The 17,732-nt window shown below is 60.0% G+C and carries 15 protein-coding genes; 2 read left to right on the top strand and 13 right to left on the bottom strand.

Annotated features, from left to right (window positions below):
* Nucleotides 1–21: 21 nt before the first annotated feature.
* Nucleotides 22–261: a carbon storage regulator CsrA gene (gene csrA, locus C6366_RS01220; protein WP_107735518.1), complete on the top strand. Its 240-nt coding sequence runs from the start codon at nucleotides 22–24 to the stop codon at nucleotides 259–261.
* Nucleotides 237–716, top strand: coding sequence for a flagellar assembly protein FliW (fliW, locus tag C6366_RS01215; protein ID WP_107735517.1), 480 nt, complete (start codon nucleotides 237–239; stop codon nucleotides 714–716). Before csrA ends, fliW begins: the two co-directional genes overlap by 25 nt.
* A 10-nt stretch (nucleotides 717–726) precedes the next feature.
* Here the strand turns inward: fliW and flgM are convergent, their stop codons facing one another.
* From flgM to C6366_RS01150, 13 genes are all read right to left on the bottom strand, one after another.
* A complete protein-coding gene (gene flgM, locus C6366_RS01210; RefSeq protein WP_107735516.1) occupies nucleotides 727–1,032 on the bottom strand; it encodes a flagellar biosynthesis anti-sigma factor FlgM in 306 nt (101 codons plus the stop codon).
* Between the two features lie 79 nt (nucleotides 1,033–1,111).
* The gene (locus tag C6366_RS01205; RefSeq protein ID WP_107735515.1) at nucleotides 1,112–1,528 is read right to left on the bottom strand and encodes a DVU0524 family FlgM-associated protein; all 417 of its coding nucleotides are present in this window, start codon (nucleotides 1,526–1,528) and stop codon (nucleotides 1,112–1,114) included.
* Between the two features lie 97 nt (nucleotides 1,529–1,625).
* Nucleotides 1,626–2,891, bottom strand: a complete 1,266-nt coding sequence (locus tag C6366_RS01200; protein WP_107735514.1) for a murein L,D-transpeptidase family protein — start codon at nucleotides 2,889–2,891, stop codon at nucleotides 1,626–1,628.
* A gap of 35 nt (nucleotides 2,892–2,926) precedes the next feature.
* Nucleotides 2,927–4,183: a tetratricopeptide repeat protein gene (locus C6366_RS01195; RefSeq protein ID WP_158269585.1), complete on the bottom strand. Its 1,257-nt coding sequence runs from the start codon at nucleotides 4,181–4,183 to the stop codon at nucleotides 2,927–2,929.
* Nucleotides 4,180–5,703, bottom strand: coding sequence for a 4-alpha-glucanotransferase (malQ, locus tag C6366_RS01190; protein ID WP_233248351.1), 1,524 nt, complete (start codon nucleotides 5,701–5,703; stop codon nucleotides 4,180–4,182). The genes C6366_RS01195 and malQ overlap by 4 nt, the downstream gene beginning before the upstream one ends.
* A 4-nt stretch (nucleotides 5,704–5,707) precedes the next feature.
* Nucleotides 5,708–7,714 (bottom strand): 1,4-alpha-glucan branching protein GlgB, encoded by a 2,007-nt coding sequence (glgB, locus tag C6366_RS01185; RefSeq protein ID WP_107735512.1) that lies wholly within the window; start codon nucleotides 7,712–7,714, stop codon nucleotides 5,708–5,710.
* Entirely contained in the window at nucleotides 7,711–11,043 is a 3,333-nt protein-coding gene (gene treS / locus C6366_RS01180) for a maltose alpha-D-glucosyltransferase (protein ID WP_107735511.1), read from the bottom strand. The genes glgB and treS overlap by 4 nt, the downstream gene beginning before the upstream one ends.
* A 254-nt stretch (nucleotides 11,044–11,297) precedes the next feature.
* Nucleotides 11,298–12,437, bottom strand: coding sequence for an SPOR domain-containing protein (locus C6366_RS01175; protein ID WP_107735510.1), 1,140 nt, complete (start codon nucleotides 12,435–12,437; stop codon nucleotides 11,298–11,300).
* A gap of 168 nt (nucleotides 12,438–12,605) precedes the next feature.
* A complete protein-coding gene (hisG, locus tag C6366_RS01170) occupies nucleotides 12,606–13,490 on the bottom strand; it encodes an ATP phosphoribosyltransferase (protein WP_107735509.1) in 885 nt (294 codons plus the stop codon).
* Nucleotides 13,491–13,862: a phosphoribosyl-AMP cyclohydrolase gene (hisI, locus tag C6366_RS01165; RefSeq protein WP_107735508.1), complete on the bottom strand. Its 372-nt coding sequence runs from the start codon at nucleotides 13,860–13,862 to the stop codon at nucleotides 13,491–13,493.
* A gap of 112 nt (nucleotides 13,863–13,974) precedes the next feature.
* A complete protein-coding gene (gene rlmN / locus C6366_RS01160) occupies nucleotides 13,975–15,069 on the bottom strand; it encodes a 23S rRNA (adenine(2503)-C(2))-methyltransferase RlmN (RefSeq protein ID WP_107735507.1) in 1,095 nt (364 codons plus the stop codon).
* 36 nt (nucleotides 15,070–15,105) lie between these two features.
* Nucleotides 15,106–16,437, bottom strand: coding sequence for an HD domain-containing protein (locus C6366_RS01155; protein WP_107735506.1), 1,332 nt, complete (start codon nucleotides 16,435–16,437; stop codon nucleotides 15,106–15,108).
* 9 nt (nucleotides 16,438–16,446) lie between these two features.
* Nucleotides 16,447–17,730: a dihydroorotase gene (locus tag C6366_RS01150; RefSeq protein WP_107735505.1), complete on the bottom strand. Its 1,284-nt coding sequence runs from the start codon at nucleotides 17,728–17,730 to the stop codon at nucleotides 16,447–16,449.
* Between the last annotated feature and the right edge of the window lie 2 nt (nucleotides 17,731–17,732).

The raw sequence follows: 17,732 nt of genomic DNA, 5'->3' as shown, positions 1-17,732 counted from the left end.
CATGACGCGGATCGACGAACCATGCTCATTTTGACCCGGAAGGCAGGGGAAAGTCTGTACCTGGGTGATGATATCAAGGTCACCGTGCTCAAGGTCCAGGGCAATCAGGTCAAGTTGGGGTTCGACATCCCCAGGGATCTGACCGTACACCGGGAGGAGGTCTATTTGCGAATCAAGGAAGAGAATCTGATGGCCGCTCAGGCCACGGAGCAGGACTTTTTCATGGCGACGGAACTATGGTCCAGAAAAAAGAAAGAGTGATTCATTCGCGGGTCGGGCCGCTGCATGTGGAACAGGATCGCTTGATCCTTTTTCCCAAGGGATTGGTGGGTTTTGAAGCGCAACGGGATTTCGCGCTGGTCCGGTTGCGGGAGGATTCGGCCTTCTTCCTGTTACAGAGCTGCACGGACCCGCAACTTGGGCTAATGGTCGCCGACCCCTACGTGTACGTGCCGGATTATCGGATAAAGATCAGTACGGCGGAGCAGGACCTGTTGCGCTTGAAGAACATTCGCGAGGCCGTGGTCCTGGTCACCGTGACCATCCCTCCGGGCAAGCCGGAAGACGCGGTGCTGAACCTGGTCGGCCCCCTGGTCATCAACATTCGCTTGCGCAGAGGGATGCAGGTTCCGCAGAACCTGTTGCGTCACCCTCCCAGGCTACATCTGGCTGGGGGAGGTCAAACAGGCGAAGGCCCGCCATGTGAGCCGTCATAAGCGGCAGGCGTCAAATCGAGCGCTCCCATTCACCGCGTTCCTGCTCAATCATTTTTTCGGCGGTCTTGCGGCTATTCATCTGGTAGGTATTGGTCTCCACCTGACTCCGGAGTTGTTCCACCCGCTCCGTACGCACCCCGGAACTCGCCTGGGCGGCGGTCATGGCGGCTCGCAAAGTCTGGGCCCCGGCGGAAAGAGTGACTCTGTCGCTCTGTTGAGTCGAGGTTCCTGAAGTGGATCCGCCACGAGCCGGCTTGTTCCCCACTTCCCGATTATCCGCGGGCCGAAAGGTATCTATGAGCTTTTTGATTTCCATAATTCTGCCTCCTTGCTCTCTAACCGTATATCGGCAAAATCCTGCCGAGCTTTAGGTGCGAGCATGTGGACTTGGCCCGCTACAGCATCGTCTCGTTGACCTTTTCCAGGGTAATGCGCCAGAAACGTTCAAGAATGGTGGTCTTCTCCTCGCCGATGACCTCGATCAACTCTTCGCCGTCCTTACGCAGAATCTGCATCTCGGGCTCCAGGGGAAGATACCGGAATTCCATTTCAAAGCCGAACTCCCTTTGCAGATCTTCTTTGATGTCCAGTACCACGGGGTTGTTGCTTCCGGAAACCATCAGGCTGTCCATGATCTCGGTGGCGATTTTCTCCACCAGCTGCCTGCGGCGGGCATCCTGGGACAGGATGACCATGTCCCCCGGCGAGGACCGCTGGAGCAGCATACGATACCGCGCCATTCGTCGGCCCTGATCCAGGTGCCGGTCATAGCCGCGGAGCATGTTTTGAACTTGGAACGGTTTAATGGTCACGACGGATTACTCCTCATGACCTTTATCGGCGGAAGTCTGAAAAACTTTAGACCCAGAACCACCTGATATACTTTAAATTGCGACAATCAATCCCTGCTCAGTACGTTCCTTCGTAGATGATCCGCCACTGGCCGTCGGCTTCGTGCTTCCAAAACTGGCGCTTGCGGGATGTGGACTGATAATTGTCGCTCCAGTAGTCCTGGGTAAAGGTGGCCACCATGATACCCGGAGCTTCGGGGTATGCGAACAGGTTGACATTGGCCAGTTGGACCCGGATTTCTTCTTTCCCGGCGTTGACCCGCCGCTTGTGCCGTGCCCAGGCGGAGTAATTCTGAGACCCGCTACGAAACTCCCGCGAGTAATGCTTCAAATACGCATCAGAGTCCAAGCTTTCCCAATCCAAACGCCACGCCTCCAGCATGCCGAACTTTTCCTCGCGGGTCATGGCCAAGTCTCCCGGATCCGCCCAATCAACTTGGCGCGCGATGATCACGGGAACATTGCCGTGACCTAGCAATGGGGCCAGGGCTTCCAGGTCCTTGTTGTGCATGGTCACGCAACCGTCGCTGTCCTGAGGCGGCCTGCTGAAGGTCCCCGTGGGGTTTCCATGCAGCCAAATCCCGTGCCCCGTCTTGCCCAGGCGGCGGTCCAGCGGATTTGGGTAGTCCAGGGTGAAGGCTCCCCAGCCGTAAAGACTGGGAAGCCGGTTGCCTGGAATGTGTTCCTGAATGAAATACACACCCAGCGGCGTCCGTCGGTCGCCTTCCCGGTGCTTCTCCGGACCTTCCTTGCCTCCGGACACGTAATAGTCGTCCACGATGCGCAACCCGCCGCGCGTGTTTGCCAAGACATACATCCGGGACAGTTCCAGATCCACGACCAGGGCATACGGTTCGCTCTCCCCCAGGGCGACCAAGCTGGACGGTAACAACGCGCCGTTAGGCCGTTGCTGATAATATAACCATCGCCTTCGGACTTCGTCCTCCAGCCCAGCCAGTTCCTCGTCCGGAACCACCCCCGCCCCGAGTCCGCGTAACGTCCCGGCCCGGGCCGCCAAAACATCGGCATAGACAAGATGGGCCAGACGAAAATCCGGATTGTCCCGAATCAGATCCTCCAGCAAAATCTGGGCCTGATCCAGACGTTCACGTTGCACGTTCTCCAAGGCGTTGAGCAGAAACACCTCGGGTTCTCGGCTTATGCTCAAGCCATGGCCCTTGGCCAAGAATTCTTCCACGTTCGCTTCGACCGACCGTTCGGAAAAGAACGGCAGGCAACAGACAAGAACCAGGAGCATAACCCCGCGGCGAACGGCTCGCCGGGCATGATCATTAACGAAAAAATCGGTCCCTTGCGCGGCCATGAGTTTTTTTCTATTCCTTTTCAAGGTCCATGACCTCACGATCGCGGCAGCAAGCGCTCCCGAGCGATCCTCCACTGGCTGTCTTCCTTGCGCAGTTGGAGCTCTTTGGGCACTTGGTCGTTGATCACATTGGATCGGTAGCGCTGGGAAAAGCGAACCTGGGCCGTGCTTTCGTCCAGGATGGTGACGACGATGTTGGAAAGTGTCACGTTAATAAAGGGCGGCGCGGCTACACGAGTCCGGCGCTGCTCCCGCCATTGCGCGAGGCCGAGCCCGCCTTCGGGTCGAAAGTTCCCGCTGTAAAAGGAGAGATACGCCTCCACGTTCTGGCTCTCCCAGGCTTTGGCCCAGTTCAACACCACGTCGGTGATGGCTGCCTTGACGGTATCAGGGCTCAGTCGAGGCTCGGTGATTTCAGGTGGCGTGGGAGGGGCCACAACCGGAGGCTCGGGAGCAGTTGGAGAAGGAGTGGGTTCAGGGCTCGGAACGATGACCTGTTCCGGAGGAGCGGGCTGGGGCGTGACCGGTTCGGGTATCGGCTTGGGTGTCGGTTCGGGTGCCGGTTCAATGACGGGTTCCGAAATCGGCCCGGGAGCCGGTTCGACAATTGGCTCCTCCGGCGATCGAAGGGCGGGCTGCGGGCTGGGTTCCGGTGCGGCCGCGATCGGCTCCGAAGAAGGTTCAGGAGCCGCGGGAGTCTGGGGATCACGGGCCGATTCCGCCTCTGAATCGGGACCGCGAGGAGCAACGGAGGCAACGTACACGCTCACCGCGGGGAGAGGGCCAGCGGGCGTGCCGGAAAGCTCTTCCAATGGATCGAGGTGCACGAGAATCCGCTCGTCGTCCTTGCCCAGAACCCGACGGTACGCGCTACTGGCCATGGCCGAATAAATCCGACTCAGATTCTGGTGGGCCGTGGCATAGCTGGGATGCGTCTCCAGGGCGGCTTGCAGCGTTGCCTTGGCTTCGTCGAAACGCCCCGCGGCCGCCAGCAGGCCGGCTAAGTTGTTATAGGGTTCGGGCAACTCCGGATGACGTTCGATCAGGTCGCGGTATACGTCCATGGCCTCGGAAAACCGTCCCAGGCGCTCCAGGGCAACTGCTTTCAGGAAAGCCCCCCGAGGATCGCCGGGATGGAGTCGAAGGTGGCTCTGGATGGATTGATAAGCGTCCGGAATGCGCCCTTCGGCCAAAAACTCCTGGGCCGTCTCCAGATCGGAAGGGGCTGAGAGCAGAGGAGAGGCGTTCCAGAGCAAAACGCAAAGCGCGATCAGACAGGAAATGTACTTCATCGGGATGTGGCACCTCTTCCACATAAGGTCGTTATGTTCAGAAGCCTTTTTCGGGCCTCGCCTCCCAGGTCGTTCAACACATCCGGAGCCATCCGCCAGGACCAGTTGCCGTTGGCCACGCCGGGCACGTTCATCTTGGCCTTGGCCCCCAGCCCCAGAATGTCTTGCAGCGGAAAAACGGCCACGTCCGCCACGGACTGCATGCCCATGCGCACGAAGGCGGCGGCCACTGTTTCCGAAGTACAGGGAAAACCGAGATACTCGTCCACCCGGGCCAGGGTCTCCAGATCGGCCTCTTCCTCGAACCAGCCGCGCACCGTGTTGTTGTCGTGGGTACCGGTATAGACGTAGCAGTTTTGCACATGGTTGTGCGGAGCATACGGATTCGTGGGCAAGTCCGGACCGTAAGCGAAAAGCAGGATCTTCATCCCCGGCAGCTTGAAATCACGCATCACGTCGCGCACAGCGTCATCGATGGTTCCCAGGTCCTCGGCGATCAGCGGCATTGGATCAAAGGCTTTGGCAAGGGTCCGAAAAAAGGCCTCAGCCGGAACCTCGGACCACTGACCGTGCATGGCGGTCTCGTGCCCCGCCGGAACCTCCCAGCAAGCCACGAAGCCCCGGAAATGGTCCAGGCGAACAAGGTCGAACAACTCCACGTTGTGCCGGATGCGCTGCACCCACCAGGCAAAACCTTCCTGCTCCATCCGTTCCCAATCGTACACCGGGTTGCCCCAGAGCTGGCCGGTCTCGCTAAAGTAGTCTGGAGGCACTCCGGCTCGAACCCTGGGACGGAGCCGGTCGTCGAGCTTGAACAACTCCGGGTTGGCCCAGACGTCCACGCTGTCCTCGTTCACGTAGATCGGCACGTCGCCGATCAACTCCACGCTTCTGTCGCGGCAATAGGCCCGCAAGGCCCGCCACTGGCGAAAAAAAACAAACTGCTGGAAACAGAACAGGTCGATCTCGTTGTGAAGCGTTTTCCGATAGGCGTCCAATGCCGAGGCATCCCGGTATCGCGCCTCTTCGGGCCAGGCCGTCCAGGGACGGCCCTGAAAGTGGGCCTTCAGGGCTCGGAACAGGGCAAAATCATCCAGCCACGCGCCATGCTCGACGCGAAACGCGGTCATGGCCTGTTGGATTTCGGGTCGCGCCCCCGCATCGGCAAAGGCCTTGGCCAGCAACGCCTCCCGAATCTCATGGGCCTTGGCGTACTTGACCCGGTCCACCGGGACGTCGGCGATGTTCCGCAAATCCTCTTGGCGAAGCAAGCCGTCCTGGACCATGCGCTCCGGACTGACCAGCAGAGGATTTCCGGCAAAGGCCGAGTCGCTGCTGTAGGGCGAGTTGCCGTGAACCGGAGACGTGGGGTTCAAGGGCAGCATCTGCCAGTAGCGCTGTCCAGAGGCCGCCAGAAAGTCCACGAACTTCCGGGCCTCCGGCCCCAGATCACCCACGCCGTACCGCGAGGGCAGGGAAGTGACATGCAGCAGGATGCCGCTGGATCGATGTCCTATCATCTGGTCAGCTCAGCTTCTTGAGAAAAAAATCCACGGTGGGCGACTCGGGAATTTCGGCGTAAAGTTCGTTCCGGCACACCACGTCCCCGTCGTCGGGACCGTCGCTCTTGAAAAACATCACGCCCAGCGGCGGCAACGTCAAAGCCAGGGAGGAATACTGGCCATGGCTGGGCAGGGGTGAGGCTTCCACGCCGCCCATGTTGCCCATGCCGCCGCCTCCGTATTCCTGAGCGTCGCTGTTCATGATCTCCCGCCAGAACCCGCCCCGCGGCACCCCGACCCGGTAATTTTCACGGGGTACCGGGGTAAAGTTGGCCACCACCAGGATCAGATCCTGGGTGCAGGCACCTCGGCGCAGGAAGCTGATCACGCTCTGATCCGCGTCGTTGCAATCCACCCAGGAAAACCCGTTCTGGTCGAAATCCAGTTCATACAAGGCCGGTTCGGCCCGGTAAAGATGATTCAAGTCCTGCACCCAACGCCGCAAGCCCTCGTGTTCCGGCTGGTGCAGCAAATGCCACTGTAAGCTCTGCTCGTGGGCCCATTCGGACCACTGCCCAAACTCCGCGCCCATGAACAGCAGCTTCTTGCCGGGATGACCGAACATGTACCCGAACAAGAGCCGCAGGTTGGCTCGTTTTTGCCAATCATCCCCAGGCATTTTGTTCAGCAGCGATCCCTTCCCGTAGACCACTTCGTCGTGGGACATGGGCAGGACGAAATTCTCGGCAAAAGAATACCAGATGCTGAAGGTCAACTGGTTGTGATGATGCCTGCGATGCACCGGGTCCAGGGATAGATAGTCCAGGGTGTCGTGCATCCAACCCATATTCCATTTCATGCCAAACCCCAACCCGCCGACATCCGTGGGCCGAGAGACCATGGGCCAGGCCGTGGATTCCTCCGCAGCAGTCTGGGTATCCGGGAAGTTGGTGTACACGGCCTCGTTCAGGGCGCGCAGAAACTCGATGGCCTCGATGTTTTCCCGCCCGCCGTATTGGTTGGGAATCCATTCTCCATTCTCACGGGAGTAGTCCAGGTAGAGCATGGAGGCCACGGCATCCACCCGCAGGCCGTCAATATGATACTTGTCCAGCCAGAACAGGGCCGAACTGATCAGGAAGGAACGCACTTCATTGCGTCCGTAGTTGAAGATATAACTATTCCAGTCCGGATGGTAGCCCTGTCGGGGATCGGAATGTTCAAAAAGATGGGTGCCGTCAAAATAGGCCAAGCCGTGTCCGTCCCCCGGAAAATGAGAAGGCACCCAGTCCAGGATCACGCCGATTCCGTTCTGGTGGAGCTGGTCCACGAGGTACATGAAGTCCTGGGGTGGACCGAACCGGGAGGTCGGCGCGAAATACCCCAAGGTCTGGTAGCCCCAGGAGCCGTAGAAGGGATGCTCCATCACCGGCAGAAATTCCACGTGGGTGAAGCCCATATCCCGGACGTACCTGGTCAACCGGGTGGCCAGTTCGCGGTAGGTCAGATAGCGGTTGGACTCCTCAGGCACCCGTTGCCAGGACCCCAGGTGAACCTCGTAGACGGATTGGGGGGCGTGCAGGGCGTTGCGCAGCCCGCGTTCACGCATCCACTGGTCGTCGTGCCACTGGTACTTCAGATCCCAAACCACGGAAGACGTGTTCGGAGGAATCTCGGTGTGCCGGGCGAAGGGGTCGGCCCGGTCCGTGCTGTATAGATGGTGCCGGGATCGGATGTGGTACTTGTAAAGCTGCCAAGGATGGACGTCCGGGATGAACCCCTCCCAGATCCCGGAACCATCCCACCGGGGGTGCAGCACGTGGGCGTCGTGGTTCCATCCATTGAAGTCCCCGATCACGCTGACCCGCTCGGCATTGGGAGCCCAGACCGCGAACAAGGCTCCCCAACGGCCGTCCACTTCCATGGGATGGGAGCCGAGCTTGTCGTAGAGCCTAAAATGCCGGCCTTCCTTGAAGAGATAACTATCCGTTTCCGTAAACAGGCTGACGCCGGGAATGACGTGGTTCATGTCGGCACCTCCATGAGGTTTTTCAAGCCTTTGAGCGGGAGATCCACCCAATCCAGGCGATTGTTCAGTTCGTAGCCCAACTCGTAGACCGCCTTGTCCAGGACGAAAATCTCCAGCAAGCTTTTGATCTCCTCGTCCTTGTCCGGGAGAAAAACGTGTCCGCGGGCCAGCTCCAGATAGCTCTTCAAAAATACGCCGGAAACCGCCGAAGACCAGGCGGCGATCCACGGAGCGAGCACGGCCTCGTCGGTCTTGCGCAGGGCGACCTGGTCGCGCAGGACCATCTGGGCCAGATAATCGAAGGAGCGCAGCATCCCGGCCACGTCCCGCAGGGCCGAGCGTTTCAGACGACGTTCGCTCAAGGCCCGAGCCGGTTCGCCCTCGAAGTCGATGATCACGAAGTCCTTGCCGGTGTACAGGGCTTGAGCCAGGTGGTAGTCCCCGTGAATCCGGATTTTTGAAGCTTGAATCTTATGCCGATGAATGGTCCGGAACCGCTCCAGGAGGGCTTTTTCCGTTTCCAGAACCTCACGGGCCAGAACGCCCTGCTCTTCGTCAAGCCGCTTCAGATTCTTGCGCAGCAAGCCAAAGACCGTTTTCAGCTGGTTCTGCAGGCTCTGAAACACCGAGCGTTGGTACAGGTAGGAAAAAGGTTCCGGAGCGAAGGTCGGATCATCTGACCGCGAGGCCAAGGCGATGTGCAGCTCCGCGGTTCGTCTGCCCAACAGGGCGATCATTTCCAGGAACGGACCGACCAAGTCGGTCACCGCCTCCGGAGTGCTGCCATGGGCTGCTTCCCAGTACCCGCACGGACACTCCGGGGCCGCCGACTCCGCCCCCAGGGACAATACCGCTTCCACGTACCGTTCCAGAGCGTCCTGGCTGTAGCTCCAGGCGTCCCCAAGGCTGGGAACGAACTGCTGAAGCACCCCAAAAACCGAATCCTCGGCCCCGGCTTGATGATAGGTCAAGGAGCCGGCATAGAGCGGAATGTTCCGGAACGAGGTCCGCTCAGTGAGAAAGCGGCACAGTTCCAGTTCCGGCTGAGGCCCTTGCTCCAGCCGACGGTAGATTTTCAGGATCAGTTCGGAACCGTAGGTCATGGATGAGTTGCTCTGCTCGGAGCGCAACAGCCGCGGCTCCAAGCGTAAAATATCGCGCTGGCGCAGTTCCCGGCCGGGCCAGGCATGCAGCTCGCCCTGACGCCCTCGAAGGTGCTGCCGCTTGCTCAAAAACTTGAGCAGGCGCTTACCGAAGTCCGGGGCATGCACGGCCTCGAACAGCACGCCCTGCTCCTCTCCATGGCGGGTGCTTCTGACGATCCGACTGAGCACGTGCGCTGTTTCCTCGGCGACAATGTCTCGCGCGTCCTCGCCCCAGGACAAGGTCAGTGGCAAAACGTACCGCTCTTCCGCTCCCTCCACATAGTCCACGTTCAGAATCAGGACCAGGGAAGCCTGGTCGGAGTGGTTGAACTCCAGGACGTCTTCGATGGCCACCTGCTGAATCGTGCGCGCCTTGCCTCGAAACCAGCGGCGTTTAGGTAAAAATCTGGGCAGAATGTCCTTTTCCAGCCGCTCTCCCACCTCCCCGTTCCAGACGTCCTGCTCCGCGGAACGGATGGTCAGCAGGGGCAGATCCTGGACCTCTCCGCCCAGCCCGAGCTGCTCGGCCCGAATCATCTGGAAGAAGTAGTAGCCGTAGGACCCCAGGGTCAGCGTATAGCCGCCCTCCACGACCGGACGGAAGCGGTTGCGGCTGAAGACCTCTTCGGGAATCCAATCTTTATAGGCCCCCAGGTCCAGATCCACGGACTGACAATGCCGGGAAAGGTTGGCCACGACCAGGAGATGTTCACCCTCATGGCGGCGCAAAAAAGCCAGGACCTTGGGATTATCCGGGCGCAGAAACTCCATGTCCCCCCGCCCGAAGGCCCGGAACCGCTTGTACATAGAGATGAACCGCTTGTTCCACCACAGCAGCGAGGCCTGGTTCTGGGCCTGGGTCTCCACGTTGATGGCCTCGAAATGGTACTCCGGGTCGATGACCACCGGCAGGTAGAGACGCTGGGGGTTGGCTCGGGAAAAGCCGGCGTTGCGGTCCGAACTCCACTGCATGGGCGTGCGCACCCCGTCCCGATCCCCCAGGTAGTAGTTGTCGCCCATGCCCAACTCATCTCCGTAATAGAGAACGACGGAACCGGGCATGGCGAAAAGAATAGCGTTGAGCAGATTGATCTTCTTGCGGTCGTTCTCCAGCAGCGGCGCCAGTCTGCGGCGGATGCCCAGGTTGATCCGCGCCCTGGGATCCCGGGCGTACATCCGGTACATGTAGTCCCGTTCTTCGTCGGTGACCATTTCCAGGGTCAATTCATCGTGATTGCGCAGGAAAAAGGCCCATTGACAGTTGTCCGGGATGTCCGGGGTCTGCTCGAAAATATCGATGATCGGATGGGACTCCTCCATGTGTAGGGCCATGAACAGCCGGGGCATCAACGGGAAGTGAAAGGCCATCTGACAGGAATCGCCTTCCCCGAAATAGGCGCAAGCGTCCTCGGGCCACTGATTGGCCTCTGCCAAGAGCATCCGGTTGGGGTACTTGACGTCGATGTGCGCCCTCAGGTCCCGCAGATACTGGTGCGTTTCGGGCAAATTTTCACAGTTGGTTCCCTCGCGCTCGAACAGATAGGGCACGGCGTCCAGTCGCATCCCGTCCACGCCCATCTTCAGCCAGTAATCGATCACCCGGAACAGGGCCTTGCCCACCTGAGGGTTGTCGAAATTCAAGTCCGGCTGATGGGAGTAGAAGCGGTGCCAGTAGTAGGATTTAGCCACCGGGTCCCAGGACCAGTTGGACGTCTCGAAATCCTTGAAGATGATCCGGGCGTCCTGGTACTTGTCCGGCGTATCGCTCCAGACGTAAAAATTGCGCCAAGAGGAGCCGGGCGGAGAATTACGTGCCCGCTGGAACCATGGGTGCTGATCGGAAGTGTGGTTGAGCACCAACTCCGTGATCACCCGCAGGCCGCGCTTGTGCGCCTCGCGCAGAAAGATTTTGAAGTCCTTGATGGTCCCGTACTGGGGATGAACGCTGAAATAGTCGGCAATGTCGTAGCCGTCGTCGCGCAACGGGGAGGGATAGAAGGGCAGCAGCCAGATGGCCGTGATCCCCAAATCAGCCAGATAGTCCAGCTTCTGGGTCAATCCCGGCAAGTCGCCGATTCCGTCTGAGTTGCTGTCGAAAAACGCCTTGATGTGGACTTCGTAGATAATGGCGTCCTTGTACCAGAGAGGATCGTCGACCAGTTTGGCCTGCTTGATTTGGGGCATGGGAAAACCTCCACGCGAATATGCCGGGAAGAATTAAAGGGATAAACCGGATCGCGACGAACCGGGAGATCACGATGTTGTTCATCAACCGCGTTTATGGCTGTCAGATTCCGTCATTAATAACAAAAAAGCACCCCGCTTTCCAGAAGAGGCTCATCACACTGAAATCAATCAGCTTTGCGACTGATCCTCGAAAAAACAGGACATCGGGAAAGAAGAACGGGGGGAAGGAGGGATGAAGGCTCCGTGACCGCTCAAGGCGAGTCCAGCGGTAGATACCGCCCCATGCCGACGCGGGTTATCTCGGTGTCGACGTTCTCCAGGCTCAGAAACTCCCGAGCCCGGCGTTGCGCCGCATCCAGATCCCGAAATGCATCAATATATACTAAAACCCATTGGCGCCCCGCATGCGTCACTTCGACGGTACCGGCCGGATACCCCTTGGCCACGTAGTCGTCGCGCAAAGCTTTTGCCCTGCGTTGGTCAAGAAACCCGCCAACTTGGACGATGTACATCGAGTCCGCGAGCGTTTCCGACGAGATGGCCGAAGATGTCGCCAAAGTTGAAGGTGAGCTTGGGGCGGGCGCTGGAGGCGTCGTCAATTCCGTCGCCGAGTCGGCTTTTTCCAAGCCTCGCCTCTCTTGGCCGTCGCCTTCTTCAAATTCGTGCTCAACCACCCTTCCCAGGGACAGCAGGTAGCCTTCGGCCGTTTTCGCTTCCGGACCGTCCGGAGCAGCCTCGATCACCAGCAGCAGCCATTTTTCGGCTTCCTGGTCCCGTCCGGCGAGCAGCAGATATTCAGCCAGGGTCAGGACCACACGGACATTGGCCGTATCCGCTTCAACGCCCCGCCGCAAGAGGTCGACGGCCGCTTCCAAGCTCCCTTGCCCCACCTCGATCTCCGCGGCCAGAAGATAGGCTCGACCAAAGCGCCAGTTCAGTGCCATGGCCCTGTCGGCGTACTGTCTGGCCGCCACTGGATCGTCACGTTCCAGATGCAGCAACGCCAAGTTTAGAGCCGCAATTTCCGGAGTCTGGTAGGTGGGTATTTCAAGTGCGCGACGAAAGGCGAACTCCGCCTCCGTGAAGTCTTCCAGGGCAAGATGCGCCAAGCCCAGATTGTTCCAGCCCTCTGCATGGCCGGGATCCAGGGCCACGGTCCGCTCCAGGGCCTCCACCGCGGCGGGCCAATTTCCCAGCATGAATTGGGTGTAGCCCAGGGTGAACTGGTAGCGGGGAAAGCCCGAGGCAGCCCGCTGTATCCGCAGTAGCTCCCGCAGACTCATCCGGGGCTCGTCGTTACGCAGATAGGCGTCAGCCAGGTCCAAGCGAACCTGGACTTCGCGGGGGCTGAGCCCCCCAAGCTCTTCACTCCCGGAAGGACCGGAAGCCATATTTCCAGCGCAGCCCGAGAGCAACAAGCTCAAGCAAAACGCAAAAAAAGCGTACGTCCAGGTCCACGACAGCGACTCTCTCCGTCGCGGCGATGGACTCTGAAAGGACGCACGCCGTTTCTTCACAATGATTCACTCCGGGATTCCGCCGTCAGCGGAGAAACGGTCCTAGATCACCTTGTTCAAGGAATACTCGATAATCCCTTCCGCGCCTCGCTGGACCAGATCCGGAATCAGGTCGCGGACCACGCTTTCCTCGACCACGATTTCCACGGACAGCCAGTCGCTGTTCAGCAGATGGGCCACGGTGGGCGAGGTCAGGCTGGGCAGCACGGACATGATGTCGTCCACCCGGGCCTGGGGCACGTTCATCTTCAGGCCCACCAGCTTCTCAGCCCGGAGCGCGCCCTTGAGCAGCATGTCGATCTGTTCGATCTTGGCCCGCTTGACCGGATTTGCCCAGGCGACCTTGTTGGCGATGAGCTGGGTGTTGGTTTGCATCATCTCGGCGATGATCCGCAGCCCGTGGGCCTTGATGGTCGAGCCGGTCTCGGTGACCTCCACGATGGCGTCCGCCAACCCCTCGACGACCTTGGCCTCGGTAGCCCCCCAGGAAAATTCCACTTCCACCGGAATGCCCGCGCCCTGAAAGTAGCGCTTGGTAAAATTCACCAGTTCGGTGGAAATTTTCTTCCCAGCCAGGTCTTCGGGCCGGCGATAGGGCGAGTCTCCGGCCACGGCCAGTATCCAGCGCGCGGGACGGGAGCTGACCTTGGAGTAAACCAGGTCTGAAACCACGTGCACGTCGGACTCGTACTCCATGACCCAGTCCTTGCCGGTCAATCCGGCGTCCAGGGTGCCGGCCTCCACGTAGCGGGCCATTTCCTGGGCCCGGCAGATGCTGCAATTGATGGCCGGATCGTTGATCTCCGGAAAGTAGTTCCGGGAGTGCAGATGAATTTTCCACCCGGATCGGGCGAACAGACTGATGGTGGCATCCTGCAGGGAACCCTTGGGGATGCCCAGCTTGAGTTGGTCGTTGGGTGTCGTCATTTATTTATAAACCTCCTTGGGATCGAAAATCAGCGGCGCGCAGGTCGTCCACGCGCCTTCTTCCTTGGCCCGGTAAAAGCAGGTCCGATAGCCCTCGTGACAGGCCGCCCCGCCCACCTGCTCCACCAGAAGCAGGATCGTGTCCGCGTCGCAGTCGATCCGAACGGAACGGACCTTCTGCACGTGCCCGGACGTCCCGCCCTTGTGCCACAACTTCTTTCGGGACCGACTGTAAAAATGGGCCTCGCCGGTGGCCAGGGTTTGCTCCCAGGCCTCCTCGTTCATGTACGCCAACATCAGAACTTCCAGGCTCGCGACGTCCTGGACGATGGTCGGCACAAGCCCGTCGCACTTCGCAAAATCAGGTTTCACGGGGAAACTCCTCCGCAATTTTCCGAATAATAATGAAGAAAGAGAGACACGGGATCAGCTGAAGCCGCACTCTTTCGCGGCAAAACCGGGAAAAAAAAGCTTCTTTCAACCGTCATTCCAAAGCGGCCATCTCCGCCCGCAACTGGCCACAGGCGGCAGAAATATCTTGCCCCTTGCTTTTACGCAAGGTTGCGGGCAGCCCCTTGGTTTTGAGGAGGTTCTCGAACGCCAGAACCCGGTTCATGTCCGGGGCGGCATAAGGCAGTTCCGGCGAAGGGTGAAAGGGGATCAGGTTGACCTTGGCCTTGACCTTGTTCAGCAGCCGAACCAGTTCCCGGGCATGACTCAGGTCGTCGTTCACCCCTCCCAGCATAACGTACTCGATGGTGATTTTTTGTCGGGGTTGCAGCGGATAGGCGGCCAGGTCGGCAATCAGGTCGTCCAAGGGAAACCGCGCGGCCTTGGGCATGATCCGAGCCCGCAATTCCTGGGTCGGGGCGTGCAGGGACACGGCCAGAGAAGCAAAACCCAGGGCTCCAAGCTCCGCGAGCATACCCGGCACCCCCACCGTGGACACGGTGATCCGCCGCTTGGAAAAATTCAATCCAGTAGGATGGTGCAATGCTTCCAGGGCGCGACGCAGGTTCTCCCAGTTCAGCAACGGCTCACCCATGCCCATGAACACCAGATTGCGCAACGCCAGGCCCTGGGTCAGTCCCTGGGTCACTCCCGTGGCCTGGCCTGTGGTCAACCCAGTGGGCAGCCCGGCCACATGCTCCTGAGCCATGAGGATCTGGCCCAAGATTTCCGCCATGGTAAGATTGCGGACCAGTCCCATCCGGCCCGTGGCGCAAAACGTGCAGCCGAAGGCGCAACCGACCTGGGTGGAGAGACACAACGTGAAGTGATCCTTCTCCGGAATCAAGACGCTTTCAATGCGCTGACCATCCGCCAGAGCCAGCAAAAACTTGGTCGTCCCGTCGTCCCGGCTGGTTTGGACCTGAACCGCCTCCGGCCAAACAACGTCCGCCTCCCGGCCAAGACGCTCACGCATCTCCTTGGAGATATTGGTCATCCGACCAAAATCCCGCTCCCGCTTCTGCCACAGCCACTGCCACACCTGCCGCGCCCGAAACGGAGCCTCCCCCAACTCGGAACAAAATCGTTCAAGTTCAGGGTACGTGAAATCGAGGAGATTAGGTTTCAATGGACAGGGGCCAATTGAAAGGAAAAATCGTTAACATTACTGCAATTTTTCCTTCTGCCGGTAACTACGCACGAATTCGACGGCTTCCGGAACCGAGGCCACTTCGCCGGCGATCTGGGCCTGGAGCAGGGCTTCGCGGATCAGCCCCACGGCCGGACCGGGCTTGATTTCGGCGAAGTCCATGATTTCGTGACCATTGAGCAGGGGTTCCAGGGCTTCTTCCGGTATCTCTGCTCGTTCCAGCATTTTCATGTTGTGGTTGAATTCCTTGTACGCGCCGTTGCGGGCCTTGACGTCCGCCCTGGCGATTTCAATCAACCGCGGGTAGTCGTCCAGGGCCGTGAACCGACGGATGCCCTTGTCCGTGAGCATGAAATGGAACCGCATGTGGTTGCGGATCAGGTGGCAGATCTTGTCGATCTCCTCGGGTGAAAAGCGCAATCGGTTGAGAATCTTGCGGGCCACCTTCGCCCCCACCCGATGATGCTGGTAGAAGGTCCACTGACCACCCACGTATTCCGCGGTGAACAGCTTGCCCACGTCGTGGAACAGGCACCCCATGGTTCCATACCAGTCGTAGGGCAACTCTTCCGGGTATCGGCGCATCAGCTCGATGGTGTGATCCAGAACGACTTCCTCACCCTCCTCGGGGTTCTTGATCTGCTTGACCCGGCTCAAGGCCGCGACCTCCGGAATCAGGGCGTGCAGGATGGTGCTTTCGTAGAGCAGCTTCACGAAATGCCACATATTTTCCGCTTCCACCTTGCGCCACTCGTCCATGATGTCCGAAACCGAGACGTAGTCCAGGATGCGCCGGGCGGACCGGACGATGGTCATCCAAGAGTTGGGCTCAATGGGCAGTTGAAAGTTGGCTGCGAAGCGTAACGCGCGCACGCCGCGCAAATAGTTCTGCTTCAGGGTCTCGTCCGGGATGCCCTGGAACCGGATCTCCCCGGCCCCGATGTCCGCGAAACCGTCATACAACTCCTTGGCCTTGGGCATGTACGGGCAGGCCAATTGCAGCGGCAGGCCTCCTTCGGTCTTTTCCAGGGCCTTAATCATCCCCGGAGTGAACCGGGCCACGCACTCCTCGGGATAGGACCCGTCCTCGACATCCGCGGGGTAAACGCGGATCAGGACGTCGCCTTCCTTCAACGTTCCGGTGACGTCCGGGGTCGTACCGGGTTCGAAAAGAGGGAACAGCTTGTTCAGGTCCTCGAAGTCCGCGTCCGTGCTGATGTCGATCTCTCGTTCCGCCCCGCCTTCCAGTATTTTTTCCTGCAACCGGGCATTGATCACGTAGGCATCAAACCCGTTGCGCATGATGGTCTTGCAGATGCCCACGGCATCCTTCAGTGGTTGCCCCATATCAGCTCCTTACGATGCATCGACGTTATGAAACAAAATTTTACCGGCAATCCCGTGTGCCACGACCCGCCCCGGCAGTGTTTGCCCAAGGCATGGAGTGTTCTTGCCTTTGGAGCGCAGCGTTTCCGGGGTGACCGTCCATTCCAGGTCCGGGTTGAAGAGAATGAAGTCCGCGGGATCGCCGGGCTGAAAACGGTTCACCGGCAGGGAAAACAGCGCTCCGGGTCGCGCGGACCACAGCGCGCAAAGGTCTTGCGGCGACAATACGCCTTCGCGAACCAGCTTCCAACTCAGGGACAAGGCCGTATCCAGCCCGCTGATCCCGTTGGGGGCCTCGTCCATGGGGACTTCCTTCTCGTGGTCCGCGTGGGGCGCGTGGTCCGTGACCAGGATGTCGATCACCCCTTCCCTCACGGCCTGGCGCAGGGCCAGCACGTCGTCGTCGGTGCGCAGGGGAGGATTGACCTTGGCCAGAGTGTTGTATCCCTGGACCATTTCCTCGGTCCAGAGCAGGTAATGCGGGCAGGTCTCGGCGCTGACCCGCACTCCACGGGCCTTGGCCCAGCGGATCAGCTCCACGGATTGCCGACAACTAATATGGGCCAGATGGATCGGCAGGTCCAGGTATTCGGCCAGCAGGATGTCCCGGGCCACCTGCATGCTCTCGGCCACCACCGGCTGCCCCTTGAGGCCCAGCAGACCGCTGATCCGGCCTTCATTCATGCTCGCTCCCTCGGCCAGGACCGGGTCTTCGCAGTGATCGATCACCACCAGGCCCAGGTCGGAAGCGTACTCCATGGCCCGACGAAACAGGTCCGGACTGGCCACCGGCAGGCCGTCGTTGGAAAAGGCCACGCATCCGGCCTCGGCCAGCTCCGCCAGCGGGGCCAGCTCTTGACCGACCAAGCCTTTGGTCAACGCCCCGACGGGATGCAGGCGCGGTCCCAAAGGATGGGTCGCGGCGGCCCTGTCGCGCATGAATGACGTAACCGCCGCGGAGTCGTTGACCGGCCTGGTGTTGGCCATGGCCAGCACGGCGGAAAACCCGCCCCGGGCAGCGGCCTCCAGGCCGGAAGCGATGTCTTCCTTGTATTCGAACCCGGGCTCGCGCAGATGGACATGGGCGTCAATCAGCCCGGGCAAGAGCAGCGCTCCGCCGCCGTGCAGCTGTTCACCCTCGGAGCACGGTTCGTCCGGCGGGGCCAAGCGCCGCACCACGCCTTGCTCGATCCACAGGCTGACCAGTTCGTCCTGCCAGAGCACGTTGCGCACGATGAGATCCGGTCCGGGCATGG

It is taken from the genome of Desulfonatronum sp. SC1 (assembly GCF_003046795.1).
Classification (GTDB): domain Bacteria; phylum Desulfobacterota; class Desulfovibrionia; order Desulfovibrionales; family Desulfonatronaceae; genus Desulfonatronum.
The sequence above is the reverse complement of the archived record's forward strand: the minus strand, read 5'-3'. Positions and strand labels throughout refer to the sequence as shown.

Excerpts from the sequence above, each read along its gene's own strand:
- csrA (WP_107735518.1), top strand. The coding sequence starts at position 22 with ATGCTCATTTTGACCCGGAAGGCAGGGGAAAGTCTGTACCTGGGTGAT.
- fliW (WP_107735517.1), top strand. The coding sequence starts at position 237 with ATGGTCCAGAAAAAAGAAAGAGTGATTCATTCGCGGGTCGGGCCGCTG.
- flgM (WP_107735516.1), bottom strand. The coding sequence starts at position 1,032 with ATGGAAATCAAAAAGCTCATAGATACCTTTCGGCCCGCGGATAATCGG.
- C6366_RS01200 (WP_107735514.1), bottom strand. The coding sequence starts at position 2,891 with ATGGCCGCGCAAGGGACCGATTTTTTCGTTAATGATCATGCCCGGCGA.
- C6366_RS01195 (WP_158269585.1), bottom strand. The coding sequence starts at position 4,183 with ATGAAGTACATTTCCTGTCTGATCGCGCTTTGCGTTTTGCTCTGGAAC.
- malQ (WP_233248351.1), bottom strand. The coding sequence starts at position 5,703 with ATGATAGGACATCGATCCAGCGGCATCCTGCTGCATGTCACTTCCCTG.
- glgB (WP_107735512.1), bottom strand. The coding sequence starts at position 7,714 with ATGAACCACGTCATTCCCGGCGTCAGCCTGTTTACGGAAACGGATAGT.
- treS (WP_107735511.1), bottom strand. The coding sequence starts at position 11,043 with ATGCCCCAAATCAAGCAGGCCAAACTGGTCGACGATCCTCTCTGGTAC.
- C6366_RS01175 (WP_107735510.1), bottom strand. The coding sequence starts at position 12,437 with ATGGCTTCCGGTCCTTCCGGGAGTGAAGAGCTTGGGGGGCTCAGCCCC.
- hisG (WP_107735509.1), bottom strand. The coding sequence starts at position 13,490 with ATGACGACACCCAACGACCAACTCAAGCTGGGCATCCCCAAGGGTTCC.
- C6366_RS01155 (WP_107735506.1), bottom strand. The coding sequence starts at position 16,437 with ATGGGGCAACCACTGAAGGATGCCGTGGGCATCTGCAAGACCATCATG.
- C6366_RS01150 (WP_107735505.1), bottom strand. The coding sequence starts at position 17,730 with ATGCCCGGACCGGATCTCATCGTGCGCAACGTGCTCTGGCAGGACGAA.